Below are 26,546 nucleotides of genomic sequence, written 5' to 3' on the forward strand. Positions count from 1 at the left end.
TTGAAGGAGATGATAGTTGACTGCAAGTGGCTTAAGGAAGGGATGAATGATTAGAAACCATGGGATTGAAGAAGAGGGGGAGAGATCGTGTCGAAAAGATGGTTAACTAGTTTGACTGTGGCTGTGGTTGCAGCCATGCTAACATTGTTTGTCGGCGGGTGCGGCGGCAGTAGTGGGGGAAGCGCCGATTCCAAAGAAATTAAAATCGGTGGCAATTTTGAAATGACAGGCGGGATCGCCAACTTTGGCAAACAAACGGTTAACGGGATTGAACTGGCATTTAAACAAGCCAATGCAGCCGGTGGCGTGCTTGGCAAACAACTAAAACTGATTGTTGCCGATAACAAATCGGAACCTTCCGAAGCGGCTAATGCTATTACCAAGTTGATAACCGAGGATAAAGTGGTAACCGTATTGGGACCGGTATCCAGTTCCAACGTATTGGCTACACTGCAGATCAGCCAGGATAATAAAATTCCCATTCTGACAGCTACAGCGACCAATCCGAAAGTGACGGTCGATAACGGCAAAGTAAGGCCTTATGCTTTTCGGGCCTGCTTCATTGACCCCTTCCAGGGAAAAGTAATGTCCGATTTTGCGACGAAATCTCTGAAGGCCAAGACGGCGGCCATTTATGTAGATAACAGTTCTGATTATTCTAAAGGGCTAGCCGACGTATTTGAGAAAAACTTTACGGCTGCAGGCGGCACAATTGTAGCCAAAGAAGCCTTTTTGCAAAAAGACCAGGATTTCAAAGCTACTTTAACCAGAATTAAAGGGGCTAACCCCGATATCATCTTTATTCCCGCCTATTATGAAGAAGTCGGTAAAATCGTAAAACAGGCGCGTGAGCTTGGCATTACTGTTCCTCTACTGGGAACCGACGGTTGGGACGATCCGAAACTGGTGGATATTGCCGGAGCGGCGGCTCTCAATGACACCTACTTCAGTAACCATTATTCTTCCCAGGATAAAGACCCCAATGTGGTTAAATTTGTCGAAGCGTATAAGAAAGAATATGGTCAGGAGCCAAGCGCTCTGGCAGCCCTGGGATATGACTCCGGCTTAATGCTGATTGATGCCATAAAACGGGCCAACAGCACGGATCCCGCTAAAATCCGGGATGCGCTGGAACAAACGAAAAATTTACAGGTCAGCACTGGCATTCTTACCCTGGATGCCAACCATGACCCGGTGAAAAGTGCCGTAGTTATTGAAATGAAAGATGGTAAACAAGTATTTAAAGAAAAAATCAATCCCTAGTTGATGTACAATGTGGTGCGGGGGATAAGGCTTCGGTCTTATCCCCTTTGTTATCAATGATGGAAGAATTGGACCGTGGTCCTATCGGGGAGGACATAAACGTTAATGTCTCTCTACTGAAGTATTGACAGGCGTGGACAACGTATCTATAATATACCGTGTATAAAATACAACCATGTGCAATGGACGTACATAGTCCACGGTATTGCAGAGGCAATCCACGCAGTTGAGTGAAAACAGGGGGAGAAAAATGAGTATTCAGGGGAAAGCAAAAAAAGCCGGTGTATTGGTGGTCAGCATAATTTTGGCCGCTTTTCTCGCGGGATGCGGGAACTCCGCTAAGGATTCCAATGTGATTAAGCTGGGTGCGGATTTGGAGATGACCGGCGGAAATGCTACGTTTGGCCAATCGGCACTGAATGGTGCGAAACTGGCTATTAAGGAAGTCAATGCCAAAGGCGGCGTCCTTGGGAAGCAATTGGAACTAATTGTGGCTGATAACAAAAGCGAAGCGGCGGAAGCAGCCAACGCTATGCAAAAACTGGTTACCCAGGACCGGGTTATTGCAGCAATCGCTCCGATCGCCTCATCCAGTGTAATTGCGGCAGCGCAGGTAAATGAAACGAATAAAGTGCTGGCCATCAGTCCGACGGCTTCCAATCCCAAAGTAACGGTAGATCCGGCTACAGGTAAAGTCAGGGATTACATATTCCGGGCAGCATTTATCGATCCATTCCAGGGGGCGGTCATGGCCAATTTCGCCCAAAAAAGCCTGAAAGCCAAGACAGCGGCGATTTATATTGATAATTCCAGTGATTATGCCAAGGGATTAGGTCAATATTTCAAAGAAACATTCGAAAAAAACGGCGGTCAGATTGTAGACCAGGAGGCTTATTTACAGAAAGATACGGACTTTAGGGCGACATTGACCAAAATAAAAGCGCAAAATCCGGATGTTATTTTTGTGCCGGGATATTACCAGGAAGTCGGCATGATTGTAAAGCAGGCCCGCGATCTGGGAATTATGGTTCCCATTCTGGGCGGAGACGGCTGGGATTCGGCTAAATTGCCGGAAATTGCCGGGGCGCAGGCTTTAAACAATACGTTTTTCAGTAATCATTACTCACCGGATGATAATAGTCCGGCTGTGAAAGCATTTGTAGCAGATTATCAGAAAGAGTATCAGCAGACGCCGGATGCATTTGCCGCCCTGTCTTATGACGCGACAATGATGGTTATTGAAGCGATCAAACGGGCGAATAGTACGGATCCTGTAAAAATTAAAGATCAACTGGCCCAAACCCGGAATTATGCTGCCGTTTCCGGTATGATTAGCCTGAATGCGACTCACGATGCGGTAAAAAGCGCGGTTATTATTGAAATGAAAGACGGGAAGCAGACTTTCCGGGAAAAAGTAAATCCGTAAGGGTCTAAATTAACCGCTGTACAAAGGATTATTTTATGGAGAGGGGGAGAAAGCTTGGACATCGGATCATTTATGCAACAACTTGGACAGCAATTGGTAAACGGAATCTCGCTGGGCAGTATTTATGCTTTGATTGCGTTAGGCTACACGATGGTATATGGTATTATCAAGCTAATTAATTTTGCCCACGGAGATATTTATATGCTGGGGGCTTACGTTGGCTTTTTTGCCACTTCGGTATTGAAACTGTCTTTTTTTCCTGCACTGATTATGGCGATTATTACAGCGGCTCTGGCAGGAGTGATTATTGAACGTCTCGCGTACCGTCCACTGCGGAATGCGCCCAAAATCGCCATATTGATTACGGCGATTGGAGTTTCCCTGTTATTAGAAAATGGCGGCATACTGCTGGTCAGTCCGCAGCCGAGGACTTTTCCCAAGGTATTTTCTTTGCCCGTATATAATATTGGCGGTATCATCATCGACGGGCAGCAAATTTTAATTATGGTAATCTCAGTAGTCCTCATGGTTTTGCTGACGTATATCGTCCACCGGACCAAGATGGGCAAAGCCATGCGCGCCGTATCATTTGATACGGATGCCGCCCGGTTAATGGGAATTGATGTGGATAAAACCATATCCTTTACTTTTGCCCTGGGTTCCGGGTTAGCCGCCGCCGCCGGGGTTTTGGTCGGAATATACTATAACTCCATTGATCCTCTCATGGGGATTATGCCGGGTTTAAAAGCCTTCGTAGCGGCCGTACTGGGCGGTATCGGCGTTATTCCCGGCGCTATGATGGGCGGCGTTATCCTTGGTGTGATTGAAGCGTTAGTAAGCGGGTTCATATCTTCTACCTTCCGGGATGCCGCTGCCTTTGCAATCCTAATCATCATTTTGCTGTTCCGGCCGTCCGGTTTGTTAGGCAAAAATGTACGTGAGAAAGTGTAGGTGGCAGAAATGAATGCATTAAGAAAAAAGGATTTGCTGTCACTGGGAGCTTGCCTGGTCCTCTATGCCATCATGCAGGGCCTGATTATGACGGATGTTATTGGACCGTTTTGGCAGTTAAATATTGTTTTGGTCGGCATTAACATCATTCTAACGGCCAGTCTGAATTTGATAAACGGTTTTACGGGCCAGTTTTCTATTGGCCACGCCGGGTTTATGGCCGTTGGAGCTTACATGAGCGCCATTATGACGGTGAAAATGCATTTACCCTTTGCTATTGCCATATTGACGGGTGCTGTCGGCGCAGGGATACTGGGATTTCTGATCGGCTTGCCAACGCTGCGCTTATCCGGCGACTATTTGGCGATTGCTACGTTGGGACTGGGAGAAATTATCCGCATTACCATTCTAAATATAGATTATGTGGGCGGAGCTTCCGGTTTCATGGGCATTCCCCGCTATACAAACTTTACCTGGATATTTTTCCTGACCATTTTCACGCTGTTTTTTATTAAAAACTTTGTCAATTCCACCCATGGGCGGGCCTGTATCTCCATACGGGAGAATGAGATTGCCGCGGAAGCCATGGGGATTGATACGACCAAATATAAAGTAATGGCGTTTGCAATCGGGGCCGCTTTTGCCGGCGTCGCCGGGGCTCTGTTTTCCCATTACTTTTATATCGCCCATCCCGCTTCCTTTACGTTTATGAAATCCTTTGATATCCTTACCATGGTGGTATTGGGCGGTCTGGGAAGCCTTACCGGCTCGATCACGTCGGCCGTGCTGCTGACTTTTATATCGGCGGAACTGGCCAGTTATCCCGAATGGCGCATGGTTATTTATTCATTATTGCTGATTATTTTAATGCTGTATAGACCGCAGGGTCTGTTTGGCAACAAAGAACTTAGTTTGAAAATGTTTGGCAAATTGATGGGGGGTGAGCGCCGTGGCACTACTCAAAGTCAATAAGCTGTCGAAAGTGTTTGGCGGGCTGCGGGCCGTATCCAACTTTAACATGGACATTGCCCCCGGAGAACTCATCGGACTTATCGGCCCGAACGGGGCGGGTAAAACCACCGTGTTTAATTTGCTGACAGGGGTATATGTGCCGACGGAAGGAAGTATAGTGTTTGATGATAAGTCGGTCGCCGGACTTAAGCCCTATCAGATTACCCAGAGAGGAATTGCGCGGACATTCCAGAATATCCGGCTGTTTTCCGATTTAACTGTCCTCGATAATGTTAAAATTGCCTATCATTTTCATGTGAAATATGGGATCTTGGAATCTGTTTTGCGGATTGGACGCTATATGGAAGGCGAAGCGGAAGTAGAACGCCGGGCCATTCGCTTTCTGGAAATTTTTAATTTGGCTGATAAGAAGGATGAAATCGCTAAAAATTTACCTTATGGGGAACAGCGGCGTCTGGAAATTGCCCGGGCGCTGGCGGCGCAGCCGAAGCTGCTGCTGCTGGATGAGCCGGCTGCCGGTATGAATCCGCAAGAAACACAGCAGCTGATGGAAATGATCCGGTGGATACGGAAAGAGTTTGATTTGACGATTCTTTTGATTGAACATGATATGAGTCTGGTTATGGGCGTGTGTGAACGGATTTATGTGCTTGATTATGGCAGCGTAATCGCTCAGGGTACGCCACTGGAGATTAAGAATAATCCGCGCGTTATCGAGGCTTACCTCGGGGAAGAGGTGGACTGATGCTAAAGGTAGATAAGATAAACGTATATTATGGTGCTATCCATGCATTAAAGGGGATTAGCCTCGAAGTCAATGAAGGAGATATTGTAACGCTGATAGGGGCTAATGGTGCCGGCAAAAGCACGACCTTGCGGACAATTTCCGGTTTGCTGCGGCCTAAAACCGGGGGAATTTCGTTTGAGGGACAACCAATCTCCAGCCTCGCCGCGCAAAAAATTGTAAAGCTGGGGATTTCCCAAGTACCGGAGGGCCGGCGTATTTTTGCCAATATGACGGTATTCGAAAATTTAGAATTGGGCGCTTATGTTCGTTCTGATAAGAAGGGAATTCAGGAAGATTTGGCGAAAGTATTTTCCAGATTTCCCCGTCTGGCCGAACGCCGCAGCCAGATTGCCGGAACTTTGTCCGGCGGGGAACAGCAGATGCTGGCCATGGGGCGCGCTCTTATGAGCCGGCCGCGGCTCCTGCTTTTGGATGAGCCGTCTATGGGGCTGGCGCCTCTGTTGGTTAAAGAGATTTTTTCCATAATTAAAGAAATCAATCAGACCGGAACGACCATTCTGTTGGTGGAACAAAATGCTCATATGGCGCTATCTATTGCGCACAAGGCCTATGTATTGGAAACAGGCCGGATCACTCTTTCCGGTCCGGCGCAGGAGCTGGCGGCCAGCGAAGATATACGCAAGGCTTATCTGGGCGGTTAATACAAAATAAGAGTGATAAAAAAGTTCTTTTTTCGTACTAATAGGGTGATTTATCACATATAAAAAGGAGAGATAGAAATGTTTGTTGATAAACGGATGACTCCCAATCCTGTCACTATCACTCCAACGACTACCGTGGCAGATGCGATGGATTTGATGCGTAACAATAAAATTCGCCGCCTGCCGGTAATTGACCACGGTAATTTGGTGGGAATTATTACAGACCGGGATTTACGGGAAGTATCGCCATCACCGGCGACCACTCTTTCGATCTTTGAACTGAATTATTTGTTGGCCAAAATGCAGATTAAAGACATTATGAAGAAGCATGTTATTACCATTACTGCGGATGCCACCATCGAGGAAGCGGCACTGTCCATGTACAATAACCGTATTGGCGGTCTGGTCGTTGTGGACGGCAATGGTAAAGTAGCGGGAGTCATTACCGAAACGGACCTTTTTAAAAGTTTTGTTGATGTCATGGGTTTACCGGAAGGAAAAACCCGGATTACCATTGATGTTTCCGATAAGATCGGCGTTATTCATGAAGTTACGGGTATTTTTAAGGATCTGGGTATTAATATCGGCAGTTTGGTAAGTTACCGTCTGCCCAATGGGACAGAAACGAAATACGAATTAGTGATCCGGGCCGACGTTAGCGATGTGGATATCTTAACCCAAAAATTGAATGCTGCCGGATATCCGGTATTACATATTGTTCAAATCGGATAAGGCAGACACTTTTTTGTTCGTTGGGAATATGTTATAATAGTTGGGAACAGGCAACCGGTGCAAGCCGGGGTAGCCGGGCGGGATGCAGCAGTAAACCTGCGGGACCTTGATGGACCGCAGGTTTATTATTTCAATTGGCAGAAAGCCTATTGCCGGAGGCCTTTGCCGTATATTCGGCACTATTTTCAGGGAGGTCGAAGTTTCTTGGAGCAGGCTAAGAATAAATTAAAACAGAGTGCCGCTCGTCTCTCGGTAGTGTCCAATATTATGTTGGTTATTGGAAAATTGGGGGTAGGTCTTTTTACCGGAGCTGTAAGCATTGTTTCAGAAGCGGCTCATTCAGGAGTAGACCTCATTGCGGCTCTTGTTGCTTTTTACGCCGTTCGCAAATCCGGTAAACCGCCGGACGAAGACCATGCTTACGGGCATGGTAAAGTGGAGAATTTGTCCGGGGCGGCGGAAGCCCTCTTGATTTTAGGGGCTGCCGTTTGGATTGTATATGAGGCGATAGGGAAGCTGGCCGCAGCCCGTCAGCCGGAGTTTATTGAATATGGTATTGCGATTATGCTGGTATCGGCCATAGTAAACTATTTTGTATCGAAGCATCTGTATAAAGTAGCCCGGCAAACGGGTTCGCATGCGCTGGAAGCCGACGCGCTGCATTTGCGGACCGACATATGGACCTCGGCCGGGGTGTTTGCCGGATTGCTGTTAATCCGGATAACCGGATTGTATTGGCTGGACCCGGCGATTGCCATTATTGTCGCCGGAGTGGTATTCAAAGCCGGCTATGAAATGACCAAAAAAAGTGTTTATGAATTGACCGATATCAGCCTGCCGGAGGAAGAAGAACAAATTATCCGGGAAATTTTAAAGAATCAGCCGGAAGTGATTACCTTTCACCAGCTGCGTACGCGCCGGTCAGGCAGCTACCGCCTCGTTGACATGCATTTAATTTTGAGTAAGCACATGCATCTCGATAAAGCCCATGACATTTGTGATAAAATTGAAGAAGCAATTAAGGCCCGTTTGGGACTTTGTGACGTAGTGATTCACCTGGAGCCGTGCGACCATCAGGAAGGCCTTGGCACGTGTCCCTTGTTACCGCCCCAGGAGAAACGGACGGATAAATGATAAATACTGAGCCCTTCCCCATGGAACGAAAGACCGCGTTAGCGGTCTTTTTTATAGCTCTTGACGGGGGTCCCGGTATGTAATTTTAATCTGTTGGCCCGTTGGGCCTGAGGGCCCCGGTTGAGCCGATTGGGGCGGAAGTTTTACAGGACGGGGCGGTGACGGCTGGGATTCCTGGGTTGTCTTCGGAGGAACCGGCGGGTCTGAATTCACTTCGGCTTCTGCCGGCGGGCCTGTAACCGGCTCCGGATCCGTCCGGGACAATTCCAATTCCGATTCGACCTCGGTTTCTCCCGGCTCCGCCGATGGCGGAGCCGGAGCTGGTGCCGGTGTGGGCGGCGGAGGAGGTGTATAGGTAAAATGATGACCTTGTTCCGGCGGGCAGTTGCCGCCTAAGGGTGAATTGAAACAGGAACAGTCAAGGCCGGAAAGGCCGAGAGCGCGACGCAGCGCTTCCAGTTCAACAATTTGTTCCGCTGTGTGATGGGGTGTGTCGAGGGCGTCGGAGCGGTTAAGCAGCAACCGGAAAAGATCGATCGGTGCACAGGAAAGACCAAGAAATTCCGTGCTATAGGTAATTTTACAACATAATAATTCCAGAAAAATATCAATCAGGGTACCGCAACGGTCGAAACGGGTAATGGACCGTTGAAAAATTTCCTCTGAAACGCCGGGAATGCGATGGATTTCTTCCGCCGCACCTACCAGCAGCCGGTACGAGGAAACGAGAGAAGAAAAATTAGGGACGACTGCGTTGATATCCGCCAATATGGTAGTAATAATTGGTTGCGGAGTAGCCATCCGATAACCACCTCATCTTTCGTCCCTGAATGCCAAGACAGTAGTACCGCCCGGCTGTGTCACCAGTATATGCGGAATAGGCTAAAAGGGTGAAAATCCGGCCAGGAAAGAGGGTTTTGATGTATTAAGTATAATAATAGAATAGACGGTGTAAAATGTGAAAAACAGGGAGAACAGGGAGGGCTTGGTACGGTAAAGTTAACCCAATATGCAAAAAGCGGCGGTTGTGCTGCCAAGATGGGGCCGGGAGCGTTGACGAAAGTGTTGCGCCAATTGCCGCAAATGAAAGATCCAAAGCTGATAGTTGGCATTGACACGTCCGATGATGCGGGCGTTTATAAATTAAATGATGAAACCGCGCTAATTCAGACGGTTGATTTTTTTCCCCCCATTGTGGATGATCCTTATCAATTCGGACAAATTGCTGCTGCCAATAGTCTGAGCGATGTATACGCCATGGGCGGCAGGCCGGTTACGGCGATGAATCTTGTGGCGTTTCCAGTCTGTCGCCTGCCCGGTGAAGTGCTATTGGAAATTTTACGGGGCGGACAGGCCAAGGTGATGGAGGCCGGGGCGGTAATTGCCGGCGGACATACCATTGAGGACAGTGAACCAAAATATGGATTGAGTGTTACAGGCCTCGTCCATCCGGACAAGGTTTGGACCAATGCCGGCGCCCGGGAGGGCGATGGCTTGATTCTTACCAAAGCAATTGGTACGGGAGTGCTGACAACTGCGGCCCGGGCGGATATGTTTGCGGAAGGAGTCACGGCAGCCGTGGAAAGCATGAAAACGTTAAACCGGAAAGCGGCCGAAATTTTACAGTCTTTTACGGTCCATGCCTGTACGGACGTAACCGGTTTTAGTTTAATGGGCCATATGCATGAAATGGCTATGGCCAGCGGTCTGGCGGCAGAGGTCGATTCCCAGGCACTGCCATTTCTGACGGAGGCAAGGGATGCGGCGTCTATGGGACTGATTCCGGCCGGAGCGTATCGTAACCGGGAACATTTTGCAATGGTCAACATCAACAGCGAAGTACCGGAGAATGTAATTGATTTATGCTTTGACCCGCAGACCTCGGGGGGACTTTTGGCAAGCTTGCCACAGCAGGAGATTGCCGCTGCCTTGGATGCACTGCAACAGGCGGGAGTCACGGCGGCTTCCTGCATAGGACGGATGAAAACTGCGGGAAGAGGTGAAATTCATGTCTATTAATGTGGACGCGAGGGGATTGGCTTGCCCCCAACCGGTCATAGCGACTAAGAAAGCGCTGGAGAACATTACCGACGGGCTGCTGGTTATCCTTGTTGATAATGCGGCTGCCAAAGAAAATGTCAGTAAATTTGCGATTGCCAATGGATGCAGCGTTGATGCGGTGGAAAAGGACGGCATTTATACCATAAAAATAATCAAAGGCAAAGGAGAAAGGATAGCTGAAGCGCCGGCACCGCAATTTTCCAAAGACAAACTGGTTTATTTTGTCGGTCATAATACCTTAGGCCATGGCAGCAGTGAATTAGGAAATGTATTAATCAAATCCTTTTTTTATACATTAACGGAAAAGGAACCACTTCCTTCCACCATAATATTTGCTAATTCCGGGGTATTTTTAACCAGCGAGGGCTCACCGGTACTGGTGCATCTAACGCAACTGGCGGAGCGCGGGGTTGAAATTCTGTCCTGTGGAACCTGTCTTGATTACTATCATCTAAAAAATCATTTGCAGGTTGGGACAGTGACGAATATGTACAACATTTTGGAGCAAATCGCTAACCCGGCGGTTAAGACGATAACATTATAATTTGGAGTACCGGCAGGTGAGGTGATTTGGTTGTATGCCGAATATAACCGTTTATTGACATTCGATTCGGTTCACCAGGCTATCAAAGCCGAGCAGTTGTTGATTCAAACCGGGTGTGATGTTATGGTTATTCCCACGCCGCGGGAAATTGATGTAAGCTGCGGTCAGTGCCTGTTGTTTTCCTCAGCCGACGAATCTCGAATCCGGAAAGCCATAGAAAAAGGACAGGTGCGCTGGTCAAAATTGTTTCGCCGGGACGGTAATAACCGGGTATATGAATTATTGGCTGACTATGAAGGATGATTTAAGGTTGACGGATAGCGATTTCGAAGGGAAGTTCCCATGGACCAATAGTAGATGAATTCTCATTATTAAGATGGGCGGGAGAAAAATGATAATCATTCCTTATCACATCGGCGATGTTGTAAAAATGAAAAAACTGCATCCTTGCGGTTCGGACCGGTGGATTATTACCCGGACGGGCATAGATTTTGGCCTCAAATGTCTGGGGTGCGGGCGGCAGGTCATGATTCCCCGCGTCAAATTTGAGAAGGCTGTCAAAGCCATTTTGGAAAAGGTGCCACAAGGGGAATAATGCCGCTGAGACCTGCGCCACGAGCCGCAAGACTGCGTTAGAGGTTTTTCTTAGCGGAACTATTGAATTTGAAAACCGGATATTCTACAATAAATAAGATTATATAATATAAGGTGGAATTCATTTATGAGCACAAGCTTGGAAGTGGGAATTGTCGGATTGCCCAATGTCGGCAAAAGTACACTGTTTAACGCAATTACCAAGGCTGGAGCCGAAGCGGCCAACTATCCTTTCTGTACAATTGAACCCAATGTCGGCGTTGTGGAAGTGCCGGATGAGCGTCTGGAAAAATTGGCGGTTATGTATAAACCCAAAAAAGTGACTCCCACTGCCATGCGGTTTGTGGATATAGCCGGCTTAGTAAAAGGAGCTTCCAAAGGAGAAGGTCTGGGCAATAAATTCTTGGCTCATATCCGTCAGGTAGATGCTGTGGCCCAAGTTGTGCGGTGTTTTGCCGACGACAATATTACCCATGTTGAAGGCGGACTGGATCCGTTGCGGGATATTGAAATTATCAACACGGAATTATGTCTGGCCGATATTGAGACCGTAGAAAAACGACTGGAACGGTTGCAGAAAATGATCAAGGGTGGTGACAAGAAAGCTCAGGTGGAGATGGACCTGCTTGTCACTGTGAAAGCGGCGCTGGAAGAAGCCGTTCCGGCCCGGCGGGTTATTGATACCGAGGAAAAAGCGGCGTTGGTGAGGGAACTTAACTTATTGACGGTAAAACCGGTCCTTTTTGTTGCGAATATCAGTGAGGCGGAAGTAGCGGATCCCTTGGACAATCCCTATGTCCAGAAGGTCTGCAGTTATGCGGCGGAAGAAAAGGCGGCCGTGATTGCGGTTTCGGCTAAACTGGAATCGGAAATCGCCGAATTGCCGTCCGAAGAAGCCAAGGAATTTTTGGCGGAAATGGGTTTGCAGGAATCCGGTTTGGATCAACTGATCAAAGCCAGCTTCAAACTACTGGGACTGATTACATTTTTAACCGCCGGTGAACCGGAAGTACGGGCCTGGACCATTAAAAAAGGCACAAAAGCCCCCCAGGCAGCGGGCAAAATTCATTCCGACATCGAACGGGGTTTTATCCGGGCGGAAATAGTATCTTTTGATGAACTGATGGCCGTAGGCAGCTATTCGCTGGCTAAAGAAAAGGGAATGGTTCGTCTGGAAGGCAAGGAGTACGTCATGGAAGACGGTGACGTGACTTATTTTCGGTTTAATGTCTAAAAATATAAAGGATAGAGTTGCACCTGCTTCATAAGTAGTGCTATAATATATTAGTTAGGACAATCTAGAGGTTTTGAATTTTTGATTCCAAACCTTCCCTGCCCCTGTTGATGGGGCCATTAGTCCAGAGGAGGAGGTGATTTCGTGAAAAAGTACGAAGTCATATTCATTGTCAAGCCGTTGGAAGAAGAGGCAACCAATGCGGTGATTGCCAAATTTGAGAATCTTATCAAATCCAATGGTGGAGACATGGAAAAGATTGATCGTTGGGGAAAACGGCGGTTAGCCTATGAAGTGAAAGACTTCATGGACGGTTATTATTGCCTGTTCTTCTTTAGCGCCGAGCCCAAAGTTGTTTTTGAGCTGGAGCGGGTATTGAAGATTACCGACGAAATCTTGAAGTACATGATTGTTAAAGAAGACGAGTAAACACGGGCGTGAACACGCACCGGCGTATTTTTTAGAATCAAAGTTTCTCAGGGGGAGTAGAACCATGAATAAGGTGATACTGGTTGGCCGGCTTGCCCGGGATCCGGAAGTTCGATATACGCAAAACGGAAAAGCGGTAGCTTCTTTTGCGGTGGCGGTAAACCGCATTGGCGGTGGCCAGACGCCGGGCCAGAGAGATGCTGATTTTATTCCGATTGTCGCATGGGAAAAACTGGCCGAGGTTTGCGGCAATAACCTTACCAAGGGACAACGGGTACTTGTAGAGGGACGGCTTCAACTCCGTTCTTATGAAACCAATGATGGGCAAAAACGTAATGTTGCGGAAGTAATAGCCCAGAATATAGAATTCCTGGAGCGAAAACCAGCCGCCGGTACGACTGGCAGTGGTTCCCATGATGCCGGTTCCTTTGGCAGTGAAGTCTTCCCTGAAGAAGAAATTCCATTTTAAAGGGAGGTTGACAGTACGGTGAAACGTGAAAAAGGCAGAAAGCCTAAGAAGAAGGTTTGCAGCTTCTGCGTTGATAAAGTAGAAGCGATCGACTATAAAGATATCCCTAAGCTCCGCCGGTATACCACCGAGCGGGGGAAAATCCTGCCGCGCCGTATTTCCGGCAATTGCGCTAAGCATCAGCGGCAATTGACAGTGGCCATTAAACGGGCCCGTAATATCGCATTACTGCCATTTACAGCAGAATAAGAAAAAAGGATTTGGCACCACGCCAAATCCTTTTTATTTTATTTTTATCCGGCAGGGTATTTAGTGTCGAATTGCGAACTTATTGTAAGAATAAAATCGGCTGCGAAGAGGATGGCGTTAGTCTATGTCAATATATTTTTCGTTACGGACTAAATTATTCCTGGCCTTCTTCAGCTTTACGATTGTCATTACAGCGGGAATTGCCTATGTTCTATATGGGCACATTAAGCAGGACCATATAAGTTTTTTGCGGAATGACCTTAAACATATGGCGGCAATTGCCGCCTTGCAAGTGAACGGTGATATGCTGGAAAGACTTGCATCGCCGGCGGAGGAAACCTCCCCTGCATATCAGGAGATAAAACGGCAACTAGCGTTAATTGCTCTGCAGAATCCCGATATTAAATATATTTATACGCTGCGAAAAACAGATGTGGCGGGGATGTATTCTTTTATTGTGGATGCTGACCCGGATCAAACCAGCGTGGCTCATTTGGGCCAAATTTATGACGGCACAGCCCTGCCGGCAATGGCGGCAGCCTTTTCGGCTCCTGCCGCCGACCCCGATTTTAGTACCGATCAATGGGGAACCACCATATCGGGGTATGCACCGGTTTATAATTCCAGAGGACAAGTAGTGGGTATTGTCGGACTGGACATAACGGCTGATACGGTACAGGCCCAATTCCATTCGTATGCACGCACACTGCTCTACGTTTTAGCGGTGGCCATATTCTTGATTCTGGCGGTCAGCATGATAATGGCCCATAATTTCAGCAACCGAATTCGGAATTTACATCAAGCCGTAGGAGACATGAATGTGGGAAATCTGAATATTTCGCTTTTAGTCGAAGGCAGTGATGAAATTGATTGTCTTGCTGCCGAGATTAATGAACTGGCCGTTACACTGCACGGGGAGCGGGAGAATATGCTGTTTTCGGTCATTGCCGCTCTGGTACGGGCACTGGAAGCCAAAGACCCATATACATTCGGACATTCATCCGAGGTGGCGGAAATTGCTGTGCAGATTGCAGAAAAGATGAATTTGACAGAGCAGGAAATTTTTAAGATTAATGTGGCCGCTATTCTACATGATATTGGAAAAATTGGTATTTCCGATGTAATTCTTCACAAAACCGGCGGGCTAAATGAGACGGAATGGGAGCAAATTAAGCGTCATCCGGCCATTGGCTCTGCCATTATCCGGGGAATTCCCGCTTTGACGGATGTGACGCAAATGGTACTTCACCATCACGCACGCTGGGATGGCAAGGGCTATCCATATTCTCTGGCCGGCGAGGATATTCCGCTGGGAGCCCGTATTATTGCTGTGGCGGATAGTTTTCAGGCCATGATATCCGACCGTCCTTACCGCAAAGGAAAATCAACAACCGAAGCACTTGACGAGATTCAGCGCTGCAGTGGCACTCAATTTGACCCGCGGGTTGCAGAATCGTTTCTGCGCCGGTCTGCTAATAAATAAACCCATTCGTGATGTATAGGGAGGAAACCACCTTTACCTGTTAGAATAATATAAAGATATACCCTGCAAAGCATCGTAGGTTCAAAGGAGGGTTGGTTTTGTTCTCCCATGAAGCGGAAATATTGCGCAAACTGCGTTTGATCGAACATCTTAAAGCGGACCTGGTAAGCAATGTCGGTGAATTGCTGCGGGCTGTGGCCGAAAATGCCGAGTCAGCAATTGCCGAATCCTTGGCGAGTGTTGTGATCTGTTGCTATGTGCTGGGACGGCGGCTGGGAGTTGATTTCAAAGCTTTGGACGATGCTGTTTTAGCGCGGGTGGCTCTTAATATAAAGAAAGATCATGAAGTGGAGAAATGGTTTGGTGATTTAAGCGAATATCAACATTATCTCCGGCAAAAGAGGTGAATGCATGCACCAAACGAAAACTGTTTCCATGACCGAAGGGGGCGTACTGGCGGCAATTGCTGTGGTTTTTGCCATGATCAGCGCCTATATCCCTGTTTTAGGATCCTTTGTAAATTTAATTTGGCCGGTTCCTATTATTCTCCTCGGGGTTCGTCATGGGTATCGGTGGAGTATTATGGCTACCGTCGTATCCGGGGTGATTATTGCCATTACGATGCATCCTTTGCATGCCGTTACCGTCGTTGTCGGTTTCGGCCTGATCGGGATTGCCCTGGGACACGCTTTCCGGATGGATGCCGGTCCGTTTAAATCGATGCTATGGGGCTCCATAGCATCGTTGATTTCTAAAATTGCCGTCTTCTATATCGCCTTTTTGGTTATGGGTGTGAATCCTTTAACTACGCAGGTTAGTGCTATGAGTGAGGCAGTTAACCAGGCAGTAGCCATATACCGTAACTTCGGTATGAAAGAAGCAGAACTGACTAAATTAGCAGATACAATGAATGCATTAGTTGGTTATATGAAAATTATTTTTCCCGCCGGTTTGATTTTAGCTTCTGTGGTGGATACGTATTTGAACTTTGTCATAGCTAGAAAGGTTTTGAAAAAACTGGGACACCACGTGAAATCTTTTCCACCATTTAAATTATGGTCGATACCGGCCTATGTCGCTTATGCCTTCTTTTTGTCGGTCGTGCTGACTTTTTGGGGAAATGCTCAACAGCTTACTATGGTGTACCGGGTCGGTTTAAATTTACAGGTTATACTAAGCATTTTCCTGTTGATTCAAGGTTTGGCGTTATTTTACTTCCTTGCCGATAAATACAATTTGTCAAGGATTACGCGGAGTATTATACTGGTTTTGGTGTTTACCAACGGTTTATTTCTGCAGATTTTAGTTTTAAGCGGGGCCTTTGACATAGCGTTTGATTATCGTCGGCTCCGATATCCTCGTTCTTGAGGGGGGGTTGGATATGGGACAGGGTCCATCCTTTTGGTTTGATACCCGTATTTATTTGGCGGTATCCGCCGCTTTGGTATTAGTGATTGTTTATTATAATCATTTTATTGCAGTGGTCGGGGCTATTCTGCTGTATGTTTTATATCTTTATGGACGGGAACGTCATGCTATCCGCCAGCGGGAAATAACCGCCTATTTGGAATCAATGAGTTCTCATGTGGATCAGGCGTCTTTTTTTGCTTTGCAACATCTGCCGTTGGCTATTGCCATTTTGGACCAGGCCGGTGTTGTACATTGGAAGAACGGCGTGTTGACCCAATGGACGCAGGGACAGTTGGAAATTGGTGAGCCACTTAGCAAAGTTTGGCCTGAATTTGGTTTTGACGCAGCCGGAAAAAAGGTGGAAACGGAAGTTTTTCATACCGGCGATAAGCACTACCGGGTTATGTATGTACCTCTTAACGAGGGGGCAAGCCCGATGTTTATTTTATATATTATGGACATAACGGCCATCGAAGCCATGCGGACAAAATGCCATCAGGCAATGCCGGTATTTGCTTATATTCAGATTGATAACTACGATGATGTTCTCAAAGGCTTAAATGAAAGTCAGCGTACCACCATTTTGGCCGAAGTAAATCAACTGCTTGTGGAATGGGCTACCGGACTGGACGGATTTTTGAAAAAATATACGGAAGATATGTATATTGCCGTTTTTAACCGCCAGGCATTAGACCGATTAATGAATGATAAATTTGAAATTTTGGACCGTATCCGGACTATTCAGGCGGGAAACAAGATTCCGGTTACTTTAAGCATGGGACTGGCCACAGAGGATAGTCCGCTTGCCGCGTTGGCGCAGAAAGCTCAGGCCGGGCTTGATCTGGCGCTAGGGCGGGGTGGCGACCAGGTATCGGTATATTTGGATTCACGGGTACAGTTCTTTGGCGGAAAAGCCAAAGCCATAGAAAAGAATACACGGGTAAAAGCGCGGATTGTGGCGCAGGCGATCCGGGAGATGCTGGAAGACTGTGATTTGGCGTTGGTGATGGGCCATGTAGGAGAAGATTTCGACAGCCTGGGAGCGGCTCTTGGTGTGGCCAAAATGGCCCGGGCGCTGGGTAAGCCGGTTCATGTCGTCGTAAGTCATCCTGGATTGGCTGTCGATAAGTTGGCGGAAATTTTGCCGGAAGGCGCCGAGTATCAAGAGGTCTTTATTAATGGCACCCAGGCATTATCGCGGGTGACATCCCGGACGCTGCTGTTTGTAGTGGATACGCACCGGCCGGAACTGGTTGCCGCCTCAGAATTATTATCTGAGGTTGACAAGGTGATTGTCATTGACCACCACCGCCGGGCCGAGGTATTCATAGCTAATCCGTTGTTGATCTATTTGGAGCCGTCCGCTTCTTCCACCAGTGAATTGGTGACGGAATTGCTGCTGTATTTTGATGAACGGCTGGACTTGACCCGGTTCGAAGCGACAGCCCTGTATGCAGGGATTATTGTGGATACGAAGCATTTTGCCGTGCAGACGGGGGTGCGTACCTTTGATGCGGCGTCGTATTTGCGGCGGGCCGGTGCGGATCCATCCCTGGTGCGTCATTTATTCCGGGTTGATTTTGAAACCGTCAAGGCTAGGGCGGCAGTGATTAACCATACGGAGATGCTGCCGGGCGGTGTCGTTATATCAGTCTGTTCGGATGTGAAAAATGCGCAGGTGGTTGCCTCGCAGGCAGCGGATATGTTGCTTGGCATAGAAGGTGTAAAAGTAAGTTTTGTTCTGTTTCCTTTAGAAGACGGTGTTGGCGTAAGCGCCCGTTCTCAAGGAGATGTGAACGTACAGGTTATTATGGAGCAGATCGGTGGCGGCGGCCATCAGACGGTAGCCGGAGCCCGCGTTAAAAATGCCGGTCTCGAGGACGTAAAACAGCAAGTGATTGAAATCATAACCAGCTACATAAAGGAGAGTGAAAGCGAATGAAAGTGATTTTACAACAAGAAGTTAAAAAACTTGGTAAACAGGGAGATATCATAGAAGTATCGGAAGGATATGCCAGGAACTATCTTTTGCCGCAGAAATTGGCAGTTCCGGCCACGAATACCAATATTAATACGATTAAACAGCAAAAAGCCGCTCAGGTCCAGAAAACGCAACGGTTACTGGATGAGGCCAGGCTGTTGGCGGCTCAACTGGGGCAGTTGGAAGTCAGCGTACCCGTTAAGACGGGGGAGGGAGGCAAATTATTTGGTTCGGTAACGTCCAAAGATATTGCCGATGCGCTGCTGGCTCAACATCAGGTGGAAATGGATAAAAGAAAAATTGAAATTAAAGAAAATATTAAAAGCTTAGGAACCTACGCAATAACCCTTCGTATTCATCCCGAAGTAACGACCCAAATCCAGGTGCATATCGTTTCCCTGTAAGGGGGGGTTCTGGTGACGGAACAGATTGCTAATCTGCTACCATTTAGAAAGGAAATATTATGAAACAATTTTTTAACCGGTTTATCCGCACGCATTCATTGGAAACCAGAACAACGATGGATGAGCAATTGAAAAGACAGGTTTCATCGCTGTACGGTTTATTTTCCGGTATTATCGGACCGGAGAAGGTCGTGCTGCGAGCGGGAAAACTGGATGCGCTGGAATTAATGCGCTCCGAAAGTTTGCCGGAAAAAGTATTGGCTTTACAAAAACTGGTTTTTGAAGACCCTACCGTAGAAAAGCTGCCAACTATGGAAGAGATTCCGGCAATATTGGAAGATATCGAAGAAGAACTAGCCGATTTATTAGCGCGCCGGGCCGTAGAAGAAAAGATTGAAAAGAAGATTGCCGAAAAGATGGAAGAACGGCATCAAGAATATGTACAGGAAATAAAAATGCAAGTGCTTAAGGAAGAGGACAACAGCGTTGAAAATCCGCAAACCCTTAAGAAATATGCTATGCTGGAAAAGTTGGAAACGCGGAAATTGACGCGCTCGGCCATGGAACTATTGCGACCGTCTAATTTAGACGAAATTATCGGCCAGGAACGGGCGGTAGCAGCTTTAAAAGCCAAATTAGCTTCTCCCTATCCCCAGCACCTGATTTTATACGGACCGCCGGGGGTCGGCAAAACGACAGCTGCCCGTCTGGTGCTGGAAGAAGCTCGCCGGTTGAAAAATACTCCGTTTGATAAGGATTCTCCCTTTATTGAGGTGGACGGTACAACATTGCGCTGGGATCCCCGTGATATGACCAATCCACTTTTAGGTTCCGTGCATGACCCAATATATCAGGGGGCACGACGCGATTTTGCCGAAACAGGCGTACCGGAGCCCAAGCCCGGTTTGGCGACAGATGCGCATGGCGGTATTTTGTTTATTGATGAAATCGGCGAAATGGATGTCATGCTGCAGAATAAGCTTTTAAAGGTACTTGAGGATAAGCGGGTGTTTTTTGACTCGGCCTATTATGATTCAACGGATGCTAATGTTCCTAAATATATAAAAAAGCTGTTTGAAGAAGGAGCTCCGGCTGATTTTATTTTAATCGGCGCGACTACGCGGGATGCGGAGGATTTAACACCGGCCATTCGGTCCCGGTGTGCGGAAATTTATTTTGAACCGCTGACACCGAAGCACATTGAGGAAATTGTTTATAATGCGGCGGTTAAGCTGGCGGTAGAAATTGAACCGGAAGTGCCACAGCTCATCAGCGAATATACGATTGAAGGGCGAAAGGCCATCAATATTTTGGCCGATGCCTTTGGATTAGCCTTACAACGGCAGGGAGACCAGGTGGAAGGTCTGGTTATAACCAGAGAGGATATCTACCGGGTGGCTCAGGTGAGCCGGCTTTCACCTTATGTTAGTACGCGCGCTTCCCAGAAAGCCGAAATCGGTAAAGTCTTTGGCTTGGGTGTTGCGGGATATTTGGGCTCCGTGCTGGAAATTGAAGCGGTTGCTTTTCCGCTGACGGAAAAAGGCAAAGGTACGATCCGGTTTAACGATACAGCCGGCAGTATGGCCAAAGACTCCGTCTTTAATGCTGCTGCCGTTGTCCGCAAGCTTACGGGTGAAGATCTGGCAAATTATGATCTGCATGTAAATATTATCGGTGGCGGGCGTATCGACGGGCCGTCTGCCGGAACAGCCATAATGACGGCTATCATTTCTGCCATAACCGGCCGTCCTGTGCGGCAGGATGTCGCGGTAACCGGTGAAGTATCTATCCAGGGCAAGGTTAAGGCTGTGGGCGGTGTTTTTGAAAAGGCTTATGGAGCTAAACAAGCCGGTATGACCACGCTGATTATTCCCAAAGAGAATGAAAAGGATATTCCCACCGGGCATCTAGGCCTCAATACGTATCCGGTATCGACCGTGGAAGAAGCAATGGAAATTCTGTTTGCTGATACGGAAAAAAATACAGCGTAAATTTATAGTAGGGCAGCCGGTTAAGGCATGCACATTTGGCACTTGGTTTTTCAGGGGGCGATTTACTGTCCTGAACCAAGTGCCAAATGCTCATTGTGTATTTGCAGGGAGTAGGGGGTTGTAACCATTGTTAGATAGAGTACCACCGCAAAATGTTGAGGCGGAACAGTCCGTACTTGGCGCTATGCTGATTGAAAGGGAAGCGATTGCCAAGGTTGCGGAGTTTTTACGGCCCGAAGATTTTTACCGTGAGGCACACCGGCTTGTATATCAGGGCATACTTCAGTTATTCAACAAAAATGACGCGGTTGATATGATTACCGTGATTGAAGCGCTGCGAAAAGAGGATAAGCTGGAAGTAGCCGGTGGCATTGCTTATGTTACCTTTTTGGCCAATAGTGTGCCGACGGCAGCAAATGTCATTTATCACGCCCGGATTGTGGAAGAAAAGGCATTGCTGCGGGAACTGATTAATGCCTCGACGCAAATTGCCGGCATGGGCTATGAAGCCGGGGAAGAAGTAGCCAAAATAATGGATGAAGCGGAAAAGATGATTTTAAGCGTATCCAACCGGCGCATTGGACAGGCTTTTTCACCCATTAAAAATATTGTTTTTGAAGCGTTTGATAAAATCAATGAATTGTATGCTTCTAAAGGCGGTATAACCGGTTTGTCAACCGGATTTAAGGATTTGGATACCCTGACGTCAGGATTGCAGGCGTCAGACCTTATTTTAATTGCCGCCCGGCCTAGTATGGGTAAAACGGCCTTTGTGCTGAATATTGCTCAGAATGTGGCAATCCGGGAAAAGAAGACGGTGGCTATTTTTAGCCTGGAAATGTCTAAAGAGCAGTTGGTGCAGCGTATGCTTTGTGCCGAAGCGCCTATCGACGCCTCGCGGCTGCGGCGGGGAGATTTGGAAGAGAAAGATTGGACTAAGCTGGTAGTCGCAGCCGATAAGTTGGCTTCAGCACCTATTTTTATTGATGACACAGCGGGAATTACGGTATTGGAGATGAGGGCGAAGGCCCGCCGGCTGAAGAGTGAACATGGCCTGAAACTGATTATTATTGACTATTTGCAATTAATGCAAGGGTCCAGTTCAGGCGGGCGAAATGAAAACCGGCAGCAGGAAATTTCCGAAATATCCCGTTCTTTGAAGGGCTTGGCCAGGGAACTTAACGTTCCTGTTATCGCACTATCCCAGCTTAGCCGCAGCGTGGAGTCGCGACAGTCGAAGAAACCGATGCTTAGTGACTTAAGGGAGTCGGGTTCCCTGGAACAGGATGCGGATATTGTAGCCTTTTTATATCGTGATGACTATTATAATCCGGACACGGACCAGAAGAATATAACGGAAGTCATTGTGGCTAAACACCGTAACGGACCGGTAGACACGGTACAATTGTTCTTCCACAAGCAATTTACCAAATTCAGCGATTTAGCCAGAATGCAGGGATAAGTTGCGGAGGAACGTTCTCTTTTCCGAAGGTTAAATACTGTAAAGATTGTATGGATTGGGCTTTTTCGGCTACAATCCATATTTTTTAGTAATTTATCCGAACATTAAAGAGAACATCTAAAAAAACATTCGAAAAATTCGTTGACACGCCGAAGGACAGATGCTATGATAATCAAGGGAATTTGTGTATAGTTGTTCACAATGGCGAGGCTTTCGTACCCTCAATTGTTCCCCATAACTCAAACCGAGGCGGTTAATGCCCGTTTGAGTTATTTTTGCGACTCGGGAAAAAATAGGGAAAGTAATTCAATGCAAAGGGGTAATCAAGAATGATTCGACGATATACCTGCCCTGAAATGGGGCGCATATGGACTGACGAAAACGAATTTCAAACCATGCTGGATATTGAGATTTATGCCTGTGAAATTATGGCTGAGCTGGGGCACATTCCTGCGGCAGCCGTTCCGGTTATTAAGGAAAAGGCCAAGTTCTCCGTAGAACGAATCCGGGAGATTGAGCGAGAAACCCGGCATGATATTTTGGCCTTTTTACAGGCAGTGGCGGAAAATGTTGGTGATGAGGCTAAATATATACATATGGGCTTGACCTCCAGTGATGTAAAAGATACGGCCCTGGGGGCGATGATGAAGCAAGCGGCGGATATTATTTTGACAGACCTTATGAACTTCCGGGAAGTTCTCCGGCGGCGGGCGGCCGAACACAAACATACGGTTATGATTGGCCGCACCCATGGTATTCACGCCGAACCTTTGACTTTAGGACTTAAATTTGCATTATGGCTGGATGAGACGGAGCGCAATATCGAACGTCTCCAGCGGGCGAGGGAAGCTGTGGCTGTCGGTAAAATATCCGGCGCCGTAGGAACTTATGCTAACATCGATCCGCAGGTTGAAGCGTATGTATGCGGGAAGATGGGATTGAAGGCAGCCAAATTGGCAACCCAGGTAATTCAGCGGGACCGCCATGCCGAGTTTATGACTACATTGGCCGTTGTTGCCAGTTCCCTGGATAAATTTGCCACGGAAATTCGTAATTTGCAGCGCACCGATATCCGGGAAGTGGAAGAGTATTTTCATCCCGGACAAAAAGGGTCTTCGGCAATGCCCCACAAACGGAATCCTATTACCTGCGAGCGGGTAGCCGGTCTGGCCAGGCTGGTACGCGGCAACGCGTTAGCTGCGATGGAAAATGTGGCATTATGGCATGAACGGGATATAACCCATTCCTCGGTGGAACGGGTTATCTTACCGGACAGTACCATTTTAGTGGATTATATGCTGCGCACGTTTACCAATATTGTGGATAAATTGCTGGTGTATCCGGAGGCGATGAAGGCCAACATAGAAAAAACAGGCGGTTTGATTTTCAGTCAGCGATTACTGCTTGCTTTGGTTGATAAGGGAGTTGTGAGGGAAACGGCATATCGCTGGGTTCAGCGCAACGCTATGGCCAAGTGGATGGAAGGCGCCGATTTTAAGGCGAATGTTCTCCACGACGAAGAAATCCGGCAGTATTTGTCACCGGCTGAAATTGAAGCATGTTTTGAGTACACATACTATCTACGGCATGTAGATACGATTATGGCCAGATTTGGCTTGTAAGGGAAACTGCCGGCAGAGGATGAGCATCAGGCTTTTGGGGCCGACTAAATAAAGAAGGGCAGGCTTACAAATATGTCAGCGATTATAGTGATTGGAACCCAGTGGGGCGATGAGGGAAAAGGAAAGATTGTGGATTATCTGGCTGAAAAATCCGATGTTGTGGTCCGTTATCAAGGCGGCAATAACGCCGGTCATACGGTAGTAGTCGGCGGAAATGAATTTAAACTTCATTTATTGCCTTCCGGTATTTTATATTCCGGCAAAACCTGTGTGGTTGGCAACGGCGTAGTGATTGACCCGGCTGTTATGCTGAAAGAACTGAAAGATATGCAGCAAAAAGGTATTGATACTTCCGGGCTTAAAGTATCCAACCGGGCTCATGTTATAATGCCGTACCATCGTTTGCTGGACGAGGTGGAAGAAGAACATCGCGGTGACAATAAAATCGGTACAACCAAACGGGGTATCGGGCCTTGCTATATGGATAAAAATGCCCGGACAGGTATTCGTATTGTTGATCTGATGGATGAAGCGGAATTTAGTGAAAAACTGGCCCGCAATCTGGAGGCAAAAAATCATTTGCTTAAGGCGGTATATGAAACGGAAGGCTTCGATTATGAGCAAATGAAAGAAGAATACCTGAACTATGCCGAACAGTTGCGGCCTTATGTGGCGGATACGGCCGTTGTGATCAATGAAGCTCTTAAAGCAAAAAAGAATGTCCTGTTTGAAGGAGCGCAAGCAACGCTGCTGGATCTTGATCATGGCACCTACCCTTATGTTACCTCATCCCATCCGATTGGCGGCGGAGCTTGTATCGGCGCCGGAGTGGGGCCTACCAAGATAAATAAAGTAATTGGTGTAGTTAAAGCCTATTCAACCAGAGTTGGAGAAGGACCATTCCCAACGGAACTTCATGATGAGATTGGCAGTACGATTCGGGAAAAAGGGTTTGAATACGGCACGACAACCGGCCGGCCGCGCCGCTGCGGCTGGATTGACGCCTGTGTAATCCGTTATGCGGGTTATGTCAGCGGTCTGGATTATATGGCTATAACCCGGCTGGATATACTGGATAGCTTAAAGACGTTAAAGATTTGTACCGGTTATAAGTATAAAGGTGAATTATTGAACGAATTTCCGGCCAGCCTCAAAATATTAGGGCAGGTAGAGCCTGTTTATGAAGAATTGCCTGGTTGGGAGAAATCAATTAGCGACATACGGCGTTATGACGACCTGCCGGTTAATGCCCGCCGCTATGTTGAACGGTTAAGCGAGGTAACGGGAATCGAAACCGGTATTGTTTCCGTCGGTCCCCGGCGGGATCAGACAATTATTCTCCACGATATGTTTTAGAATTCTCATTGCAATTTCTCTAAAAAAGTATTTGACAGGTTTTAAATGATGCGATATAATCATGTCTTGTGAGACGCGTGATCCACTAGCTCAGTAGGTAGAGCACCTGACTTTTAATCAGGGTGTCGATGGTTCGAGTCCATCGTGGATCACCAATTTTGGCCCGTTGGTCAAGTGGTTAAGACACCGCCCTTTCACGGCGGTATCAGGGGTTCGAATCCCCTACGGGTCACCATTAAGGGCGATTAGCTCAGCTGGGAGAGCGCCTGCCTTACAAGCAGGATGTCGGCAGTTCGATCCTGTCATCGCCCACCAACTAAAAGTACGATGTGAAAAGTAAAAGTGAGGATTGTCTAAGCTTTGAAATCACATCGTTTATATATATGGCCCGGTGGTGTAGTGGTTAACATGCCGCCCTGTCACGGCGGAGATCGAGGGTTCAAGTCCCTTCCGGGTCGCCATCCTGAAATTATGCCGCGGTAGCTCAGTCGGTAGAGCAGAGGACTGAAAATCCTCGTGTCGGCAGTTCGATTCTGCCCTGCGGCACCATTATAATAAAAAACCTTGCTATGCAAGGTTTTTTTCTTATAGTTTTCATGCATAGGTTTGAGCACAGGTGAAAAAATAGCATGGAAGTATAAATTTAATAAATATTGCTTGACATAATGTGAAATCCTATGCTAAGATATAAAAGCCGTCGACAAAACGGCGGCAAAAAATACCAAAGCGAAAGCAGTTGACAAACAGCCGTGACTTTGGTAAGATATGAACTTGTCGGCCGTTAGCCAAGAACGACGGCGACGAAAAAAATAGTTGACACGGTGAAAGAAACGTGATAAACTATAAAAGCTGTTCTTTGAAAACTAAACAATGTAAGTAAGGTGAAAAGCCAGATGTGCGGACAGGTATTACGGAAGTAATACCGTCAAAAAACAACCAAGAATTCTTTAATTCATAAAGAGCCATCAAGGTTCTTCAATAAAACATTATTGGAGAGTTTGATCCTGGCTCAGGACGAACGCTGGCGGCGTGCCTAACACATGCAAGTCGAACGGAGGTTTCAGCAATGGAACCTTAGTGGCGAACGGGTGAGTAACGCGTAGACAACCTGCCTTTTAGTTGGGGACAACACCTCGAAAGGGGTGCTAATACCGAATGAGCTGTCCGTGCCGCATGGCAAGGAGAGGAAAGACGGCCTCTGAACATGCTGTCGCTAAAAGAAGGGTCTGCGTCTGATTAGCTGGTTGGTGAGGTAAGAGCTCACCAAGGCGACGATCAGTAGCCGGTCTGAGAGGATGAACGGCCACACTGGGACTGAGACACGGCCCAG

Annotated in this window: 26 protein-coding genes, 5 tRNA genes and 1 rRNA gene; 31 read left to right on the top strand and 1 reads right to left on the bottom strand. The window is 47.4% G+C overall.

Features of this window, described 5'->3' with window-relative positions; translation table 11 throughout:
* Positions 1–87: 87 nt before the first annotated feature.
* The 8 genes from LUCIF_RS13585 to LUCIF_RS13620 all read left to right on the top strand — a co-directional run bounded on the left by LUCIF_RS13585 (position 88) and on the right by LUCIF_RS13620 (position 7,927).
* The gene (locus tag LUCIF_RS13585) at positions 88–1,263 is read left to right on the top strand and encodes an ABC transporter substrate-binding protein (protein ID WP_243638729.1); all 1,176 of its coding nucleotides are present in this window, start codon (positions 88–90) and stop codon (positions 1,261–1,263) included.
* A gap of 250 nt (positions 1,264–1,513) precedes the next feature.
* On the top strand, positions 1,514–2,689 hold the full coding sequence (locus LUCIF_RS13590; RefSeq protein WP_122628437.1) for an ABC transporter substrate-binding protein: 1,176 nt from the start codon (positions 1,514–1,516) through the stop codon (positions 2,687–2,689).
* Between the two features lie 72 nt (positions 2,690–2,761).
* On the top strand, positions 2,762–3,640 hold the full coding sequence (locus tag LUCIF_RS13595; protein WP_122628465.1) for a branched-chain amino acid ABC transporter permease: 879 nt from the start codon (positions 2,762–2,764) through the stop codon (positions 3,638–3,640).
* Positions 3,641–3,649: 9 nt separating this feature from the next.
* Positions 3,650–4,612: a branched-chain amino acid ABC transporter permease gene (locus tag LUCIF_RS13600; protein WP_122628438.1), complete on the top strand. Its 963-nt coding sequence runs from the start codon at positions 3,650–3,652 to the stop codon at positions 4,610–4,612.
* The gene (locus tag LUCIF_RS13605) at positions 4,590–5,357 is read left to right on the top strand and encodes an ABC transporter ATP-binding protein (RefSeq protein WP_122628439.1); all 768 of its coding nucleotides are present in this window, start codon (positions 4,590–4,592) and stop codon (positions 5,355–5,357) included. The genes LUCIF_RS13600 and LUCIF_RS13605 overlap by 23 nt, the downstream gene beginning before the upstream one ends.
* Complete coding sequence (locus tag LUCIF_RS13610; RefSeq protein WP_122628440.1) at positions 5,357–6,061, top strand: ABC transporter ATP-binding protein; 705 nt, start codon at positions 5,357–5,359, stop codon at positions 6,059–6,061. Before LUCIF_RS13605 ends, LUCIF_RS13610 begins: the two co-directional genes overlap by 1 nt.
* 78 nt (positions 6,062–6,139) lie before the next feature.
* The gene (locus tag LUCIF_RS13615; RefSeq protein WP_122628441.1) at positions 6,140–6,793 is read left to right on the top strand and encodes a CBS and ACT domain-containing protein; all 654 of its coding nucleotides are present in this window, start codon (positions 6,140–6,142) and stop codon (positions 6,791–6,793) included.
* 204 nt (positions 6,794–6,997) lie between these two features.
* Positions 6,998–7,927 (top strand): cation diffusion facilitator family transporter, encoded by a 930-nt coding sequence (locus LUCIF_RS13620; RefSeq protein ID WP_207857649.1) that lies wholly within the window; start codon positions 6,998–7,000, stop codon positions 7,925–7,927.
* 51 nt (positions 7,928–7,978) lie between these two features.
* Here the strand turns inward: LUCIF_RS13620 and LUCIF_RS13625 are convergent, their stop codons facing one another.
* The gene (locus LUCIF_RS13625; protein WP_122628442.1) at positions 7,979–8,728 is read right to left on the bottom strand and encodes a hypothetical protein; all 750 of its coding nucleotides are present in this window, start codon (positions 8,726–8,728) and stop codon (positions 7,979–7,981) included.
* A gap of 141 nt (positions 8,729–8,869) precedes the next feature.
* Between LUCIF_RS13625 and selD the strand changes: the two genes are divergently transcribed.
* The 23 genes from selD to LUCIF_RS13740 all read left to right on the top strand — a co-directional run.
* On the top strand, positions 8,870–9,946 hold the full coding sequence (selD, locus tag LUCIF_RS13630; protein ID WP_122628443.1) for a selenide, water dikinase SelD: 1,077 nt from the start codon (positions 8,870–8,872) through the stop codon (positions 9,944–9,946).
* Positions 9,936–10,532: a sulfurtransferase-like selenium metabolism protein YedF gene (yedF, locus tag LUCIF_RS13635; RefSeq protein ID WP_122628444.1), complete on the top strand. Its 597-nt coding sequence runs from the start codon at positions 9,936–9,938 to the stop codon at positions 10,530–10,532. Before selD ends, yedF begins: the two co-directional genes overlap by 11 nt.
* A gap of 21 nt (positions 10,533–10,553) precedes the next feature.
* Positions 10,554–10,835 carry a putative Se/S carrier protein gene (locus LUCIF_RS13640; protein WP_122628445.1) on the top strand — a complete coding sequence of 94 codons (282 nt, stop codon included), beginning with the start codon at positions 10,554–10,556 and terminating at the stop codon, positions 10,833–10,835.
* Between the two features lie 88 nt (positions 10,836–10,923).
* Entirely contained in the window at positions 10,924–11,127 is a 204-nt protein-coding gene (locus LUCIF_RS13645; protein ID WP_207857651.1) for a DUF951 domain-containing protein, read from the top strand.
* A gap of 126 nt (positions 11,128–11,253) precedes the next feature.
* Positions 11,254–12,360, top strand: coding sequence for a redox-regulated ATPase YchF (gene ychF, locus LUCIF_RS13650; RefSeq protein WP_122628446.1), 1,107 nt, complete (start codon positions 11,254–11,256; stop codon positions 12,358–12,360).
* A 144-nt stretch (positions 12,361–12,504) separates the two neighbouring features.
* Positions 12,505–12,789, top strand: a complete 285-nt coding sequence (gene rpsF, locus LUCIF_RS13655; RefSeq protein ID WP_122628447.1) for a 30S ribosomal protein S6 — start codon at positions 12,505–12,507, stop codon at positions 12,787–12,789.
* A gap of 64 nt (positions 12,790–12,853) precedes the next feature.
* Positions 12,854–13,258: a single-stranded DNA-binding protein gene (locus LUCIF_RS13660; protein WP_122628448.1), complete on the top strand. Its 405-nt coding sequence runs from the start codon at positions 12,854–12,856 to the stop codon at positions 13,256–13,258.
* An 18-nt stretch (positions 13,259–13,276) separates the two neighbouring features.
* Positions 13,277–13,507 carry a 30S ribosomal protein S18 gene (gene rpsR, locus LUCIF_RS13665; RefSeq protein ID WP_122628449.1) on the top strand — a complete coding sequence of 77 codons (231 nt, stop codon included), beginning with the start codon at positions 13,277–13,279 and terminating at the stop codon, positions 13,505–13,507.
* Between the two features lie 124 nt (positions 13,508–13,631).
* Positions 13,632–14,990, top strand: coding sequence for an HD domain-containing phosphohydrolase (locus LUCIF_RS13670; RefSeq protein ID WP_122628450.1), 1,359 nt, complete (start codon positions 13,632–13,634; stop codon positions 14,988–14,990).
* Positions 14,991–15,088: 98 nt separating this feature from the next.
* Complete coding sequence (locus tag LUCIF_RS13675; protein ID WP_122628451.1) at positions 15,089–15,397, top strand: MazG-like family protein; 309 nt, start codon at positions 15,089–15,091, stop codon at positions 15,395–15,397.
* Positions 15,398–15,401: 4 nt separating this feature from the next.
* Positions 15,402–16,358: a YybS family protein gene (locus LUCIF_RS13680; RefSeq protein ID WP_122628452.1), complete on the top strand. Its 957-nt coding sequence runs from the start codon at positions 15,402–15,404 to the stop codon at positions 16,356–16,358.
* A 13-nt stretch (positions 16,359–16,371) separates the two neighbouring features.
* Positions 16,372–18,342 carry a DHH family phosphoesterase gene (locus LUCIF_RS13685; RefSeq protein ID WP_122628453.1) on the top strand — a complete coding sequence of 657 codons (1,971 nt, stop codon included), beginning with the start codon at positions 16,372–16,374 and terminating at the stop codon, positions 18,340–18,342.
* Positions 18,339–18,785 (top strand): 50S ribosomal protein L9, encoded by a 447-nt coding sequence (gene rplI, locus LUCIF_RS13690; protein ID WP_122628454.1) that lies wholly within the window; start codon positions 18,339–18,341, stop codon positions 18,783–18,785. The genes LUCIF_RS13685 and rplI overlap by 4 nt, the downstream gene beginning before the upstream one ends.
* 59 nt (positions 18,786–18,844) lie before the next feature.
* Positions 18,845–20,776: a Lon family ATP-dependent protease gene (gene lonC, locus LUCIF_RS13695; RefSeq protein WP_122628455.1), complete on the top strand. Its 1,932-nt coding sequence runs from the start codon at positions 18,845–18,847 to the stop codon at positions 20,774–20,776.
* 127 nt (positions 20,777–20,903) lie between these two features.
* Positions 20,904–22,238 (top strand): replicative DNA helicase, encoded by a 1,335-nt coding sequence (gene dnaB, locus LUCIF_RS13700; RefSeq protein WP_122628456.1) that lies wholly within the window; start codon positions 20,904–20,906, stop codon positions 22,236–22,238.
* Positions 22,239–22,567: 329 nt separating this feature from the next.
* Entirely contained in the window at positions 22,568–23,860 is a 1,293-nt protein-coding gene (gene purB / locus LUCIF_RS13705; protein WP_122628457.1) for an adenylosuccinate lyase, read from the top strand.
* 72 nt (positions 23,861–23,932) lie between these two features.
* Entirely contained in the window at positions 23,933–25,216 is a 1,284-nt protein-coding gene (locus LUCIF_RS13710; RefSeq protein WP_122628458.1) for an adenylosuccinate synthase, read from the top strand.
* Positions 25,217–25,295: 79 nt separating this feature from the next.
* Positions 25,296–25,371: transfer RNA gene (locus LUCIF_RS13715), tRNA-Lys, on the top strand.
* Positions 25,372–25,376: 5 nt separating this feature from the next.
* Positions 25,377–25,451, top strand: a tRNA-Glu gene (locus LUCIF_RS13720).
* Positions 25,452–25,455: 4 nt separating this feature from the next.
* Positions 25,456–25,531, top strand: a tRNA-Val gene (locus LUCIF_RS13725).
* Between the two features lie 70 nt (positions 25,532–25,601).
* Positions 25,602–25,677, top strand: a tRNA-Asp gene (locus LUCIF_RS13730).
* A gap of 12 nt (positions 25,678–25,689) precedes the next feature.
* Positions 25,690–25,765: transfer RNA gene (locus tag LUCIF_RS13735), tRNA-Phe, on the top strand.
* Between the two features lie 437 nt (positions 25,766–26,202).
* Positions 26,203–26,546: ribosomal RNA gene (locus LUCIF_RS13740) — 16S ribosomal RNA — on the top strand; the annotation flags it as partial.

This window comes from Allolucifera butyrica (assembly GCF_900476375.1).
Lineage (GTDB): Bacteria > Bacillota > Negativicutes > Sporomusales > UPPP01 > Lucifera > Lucifera butyrica.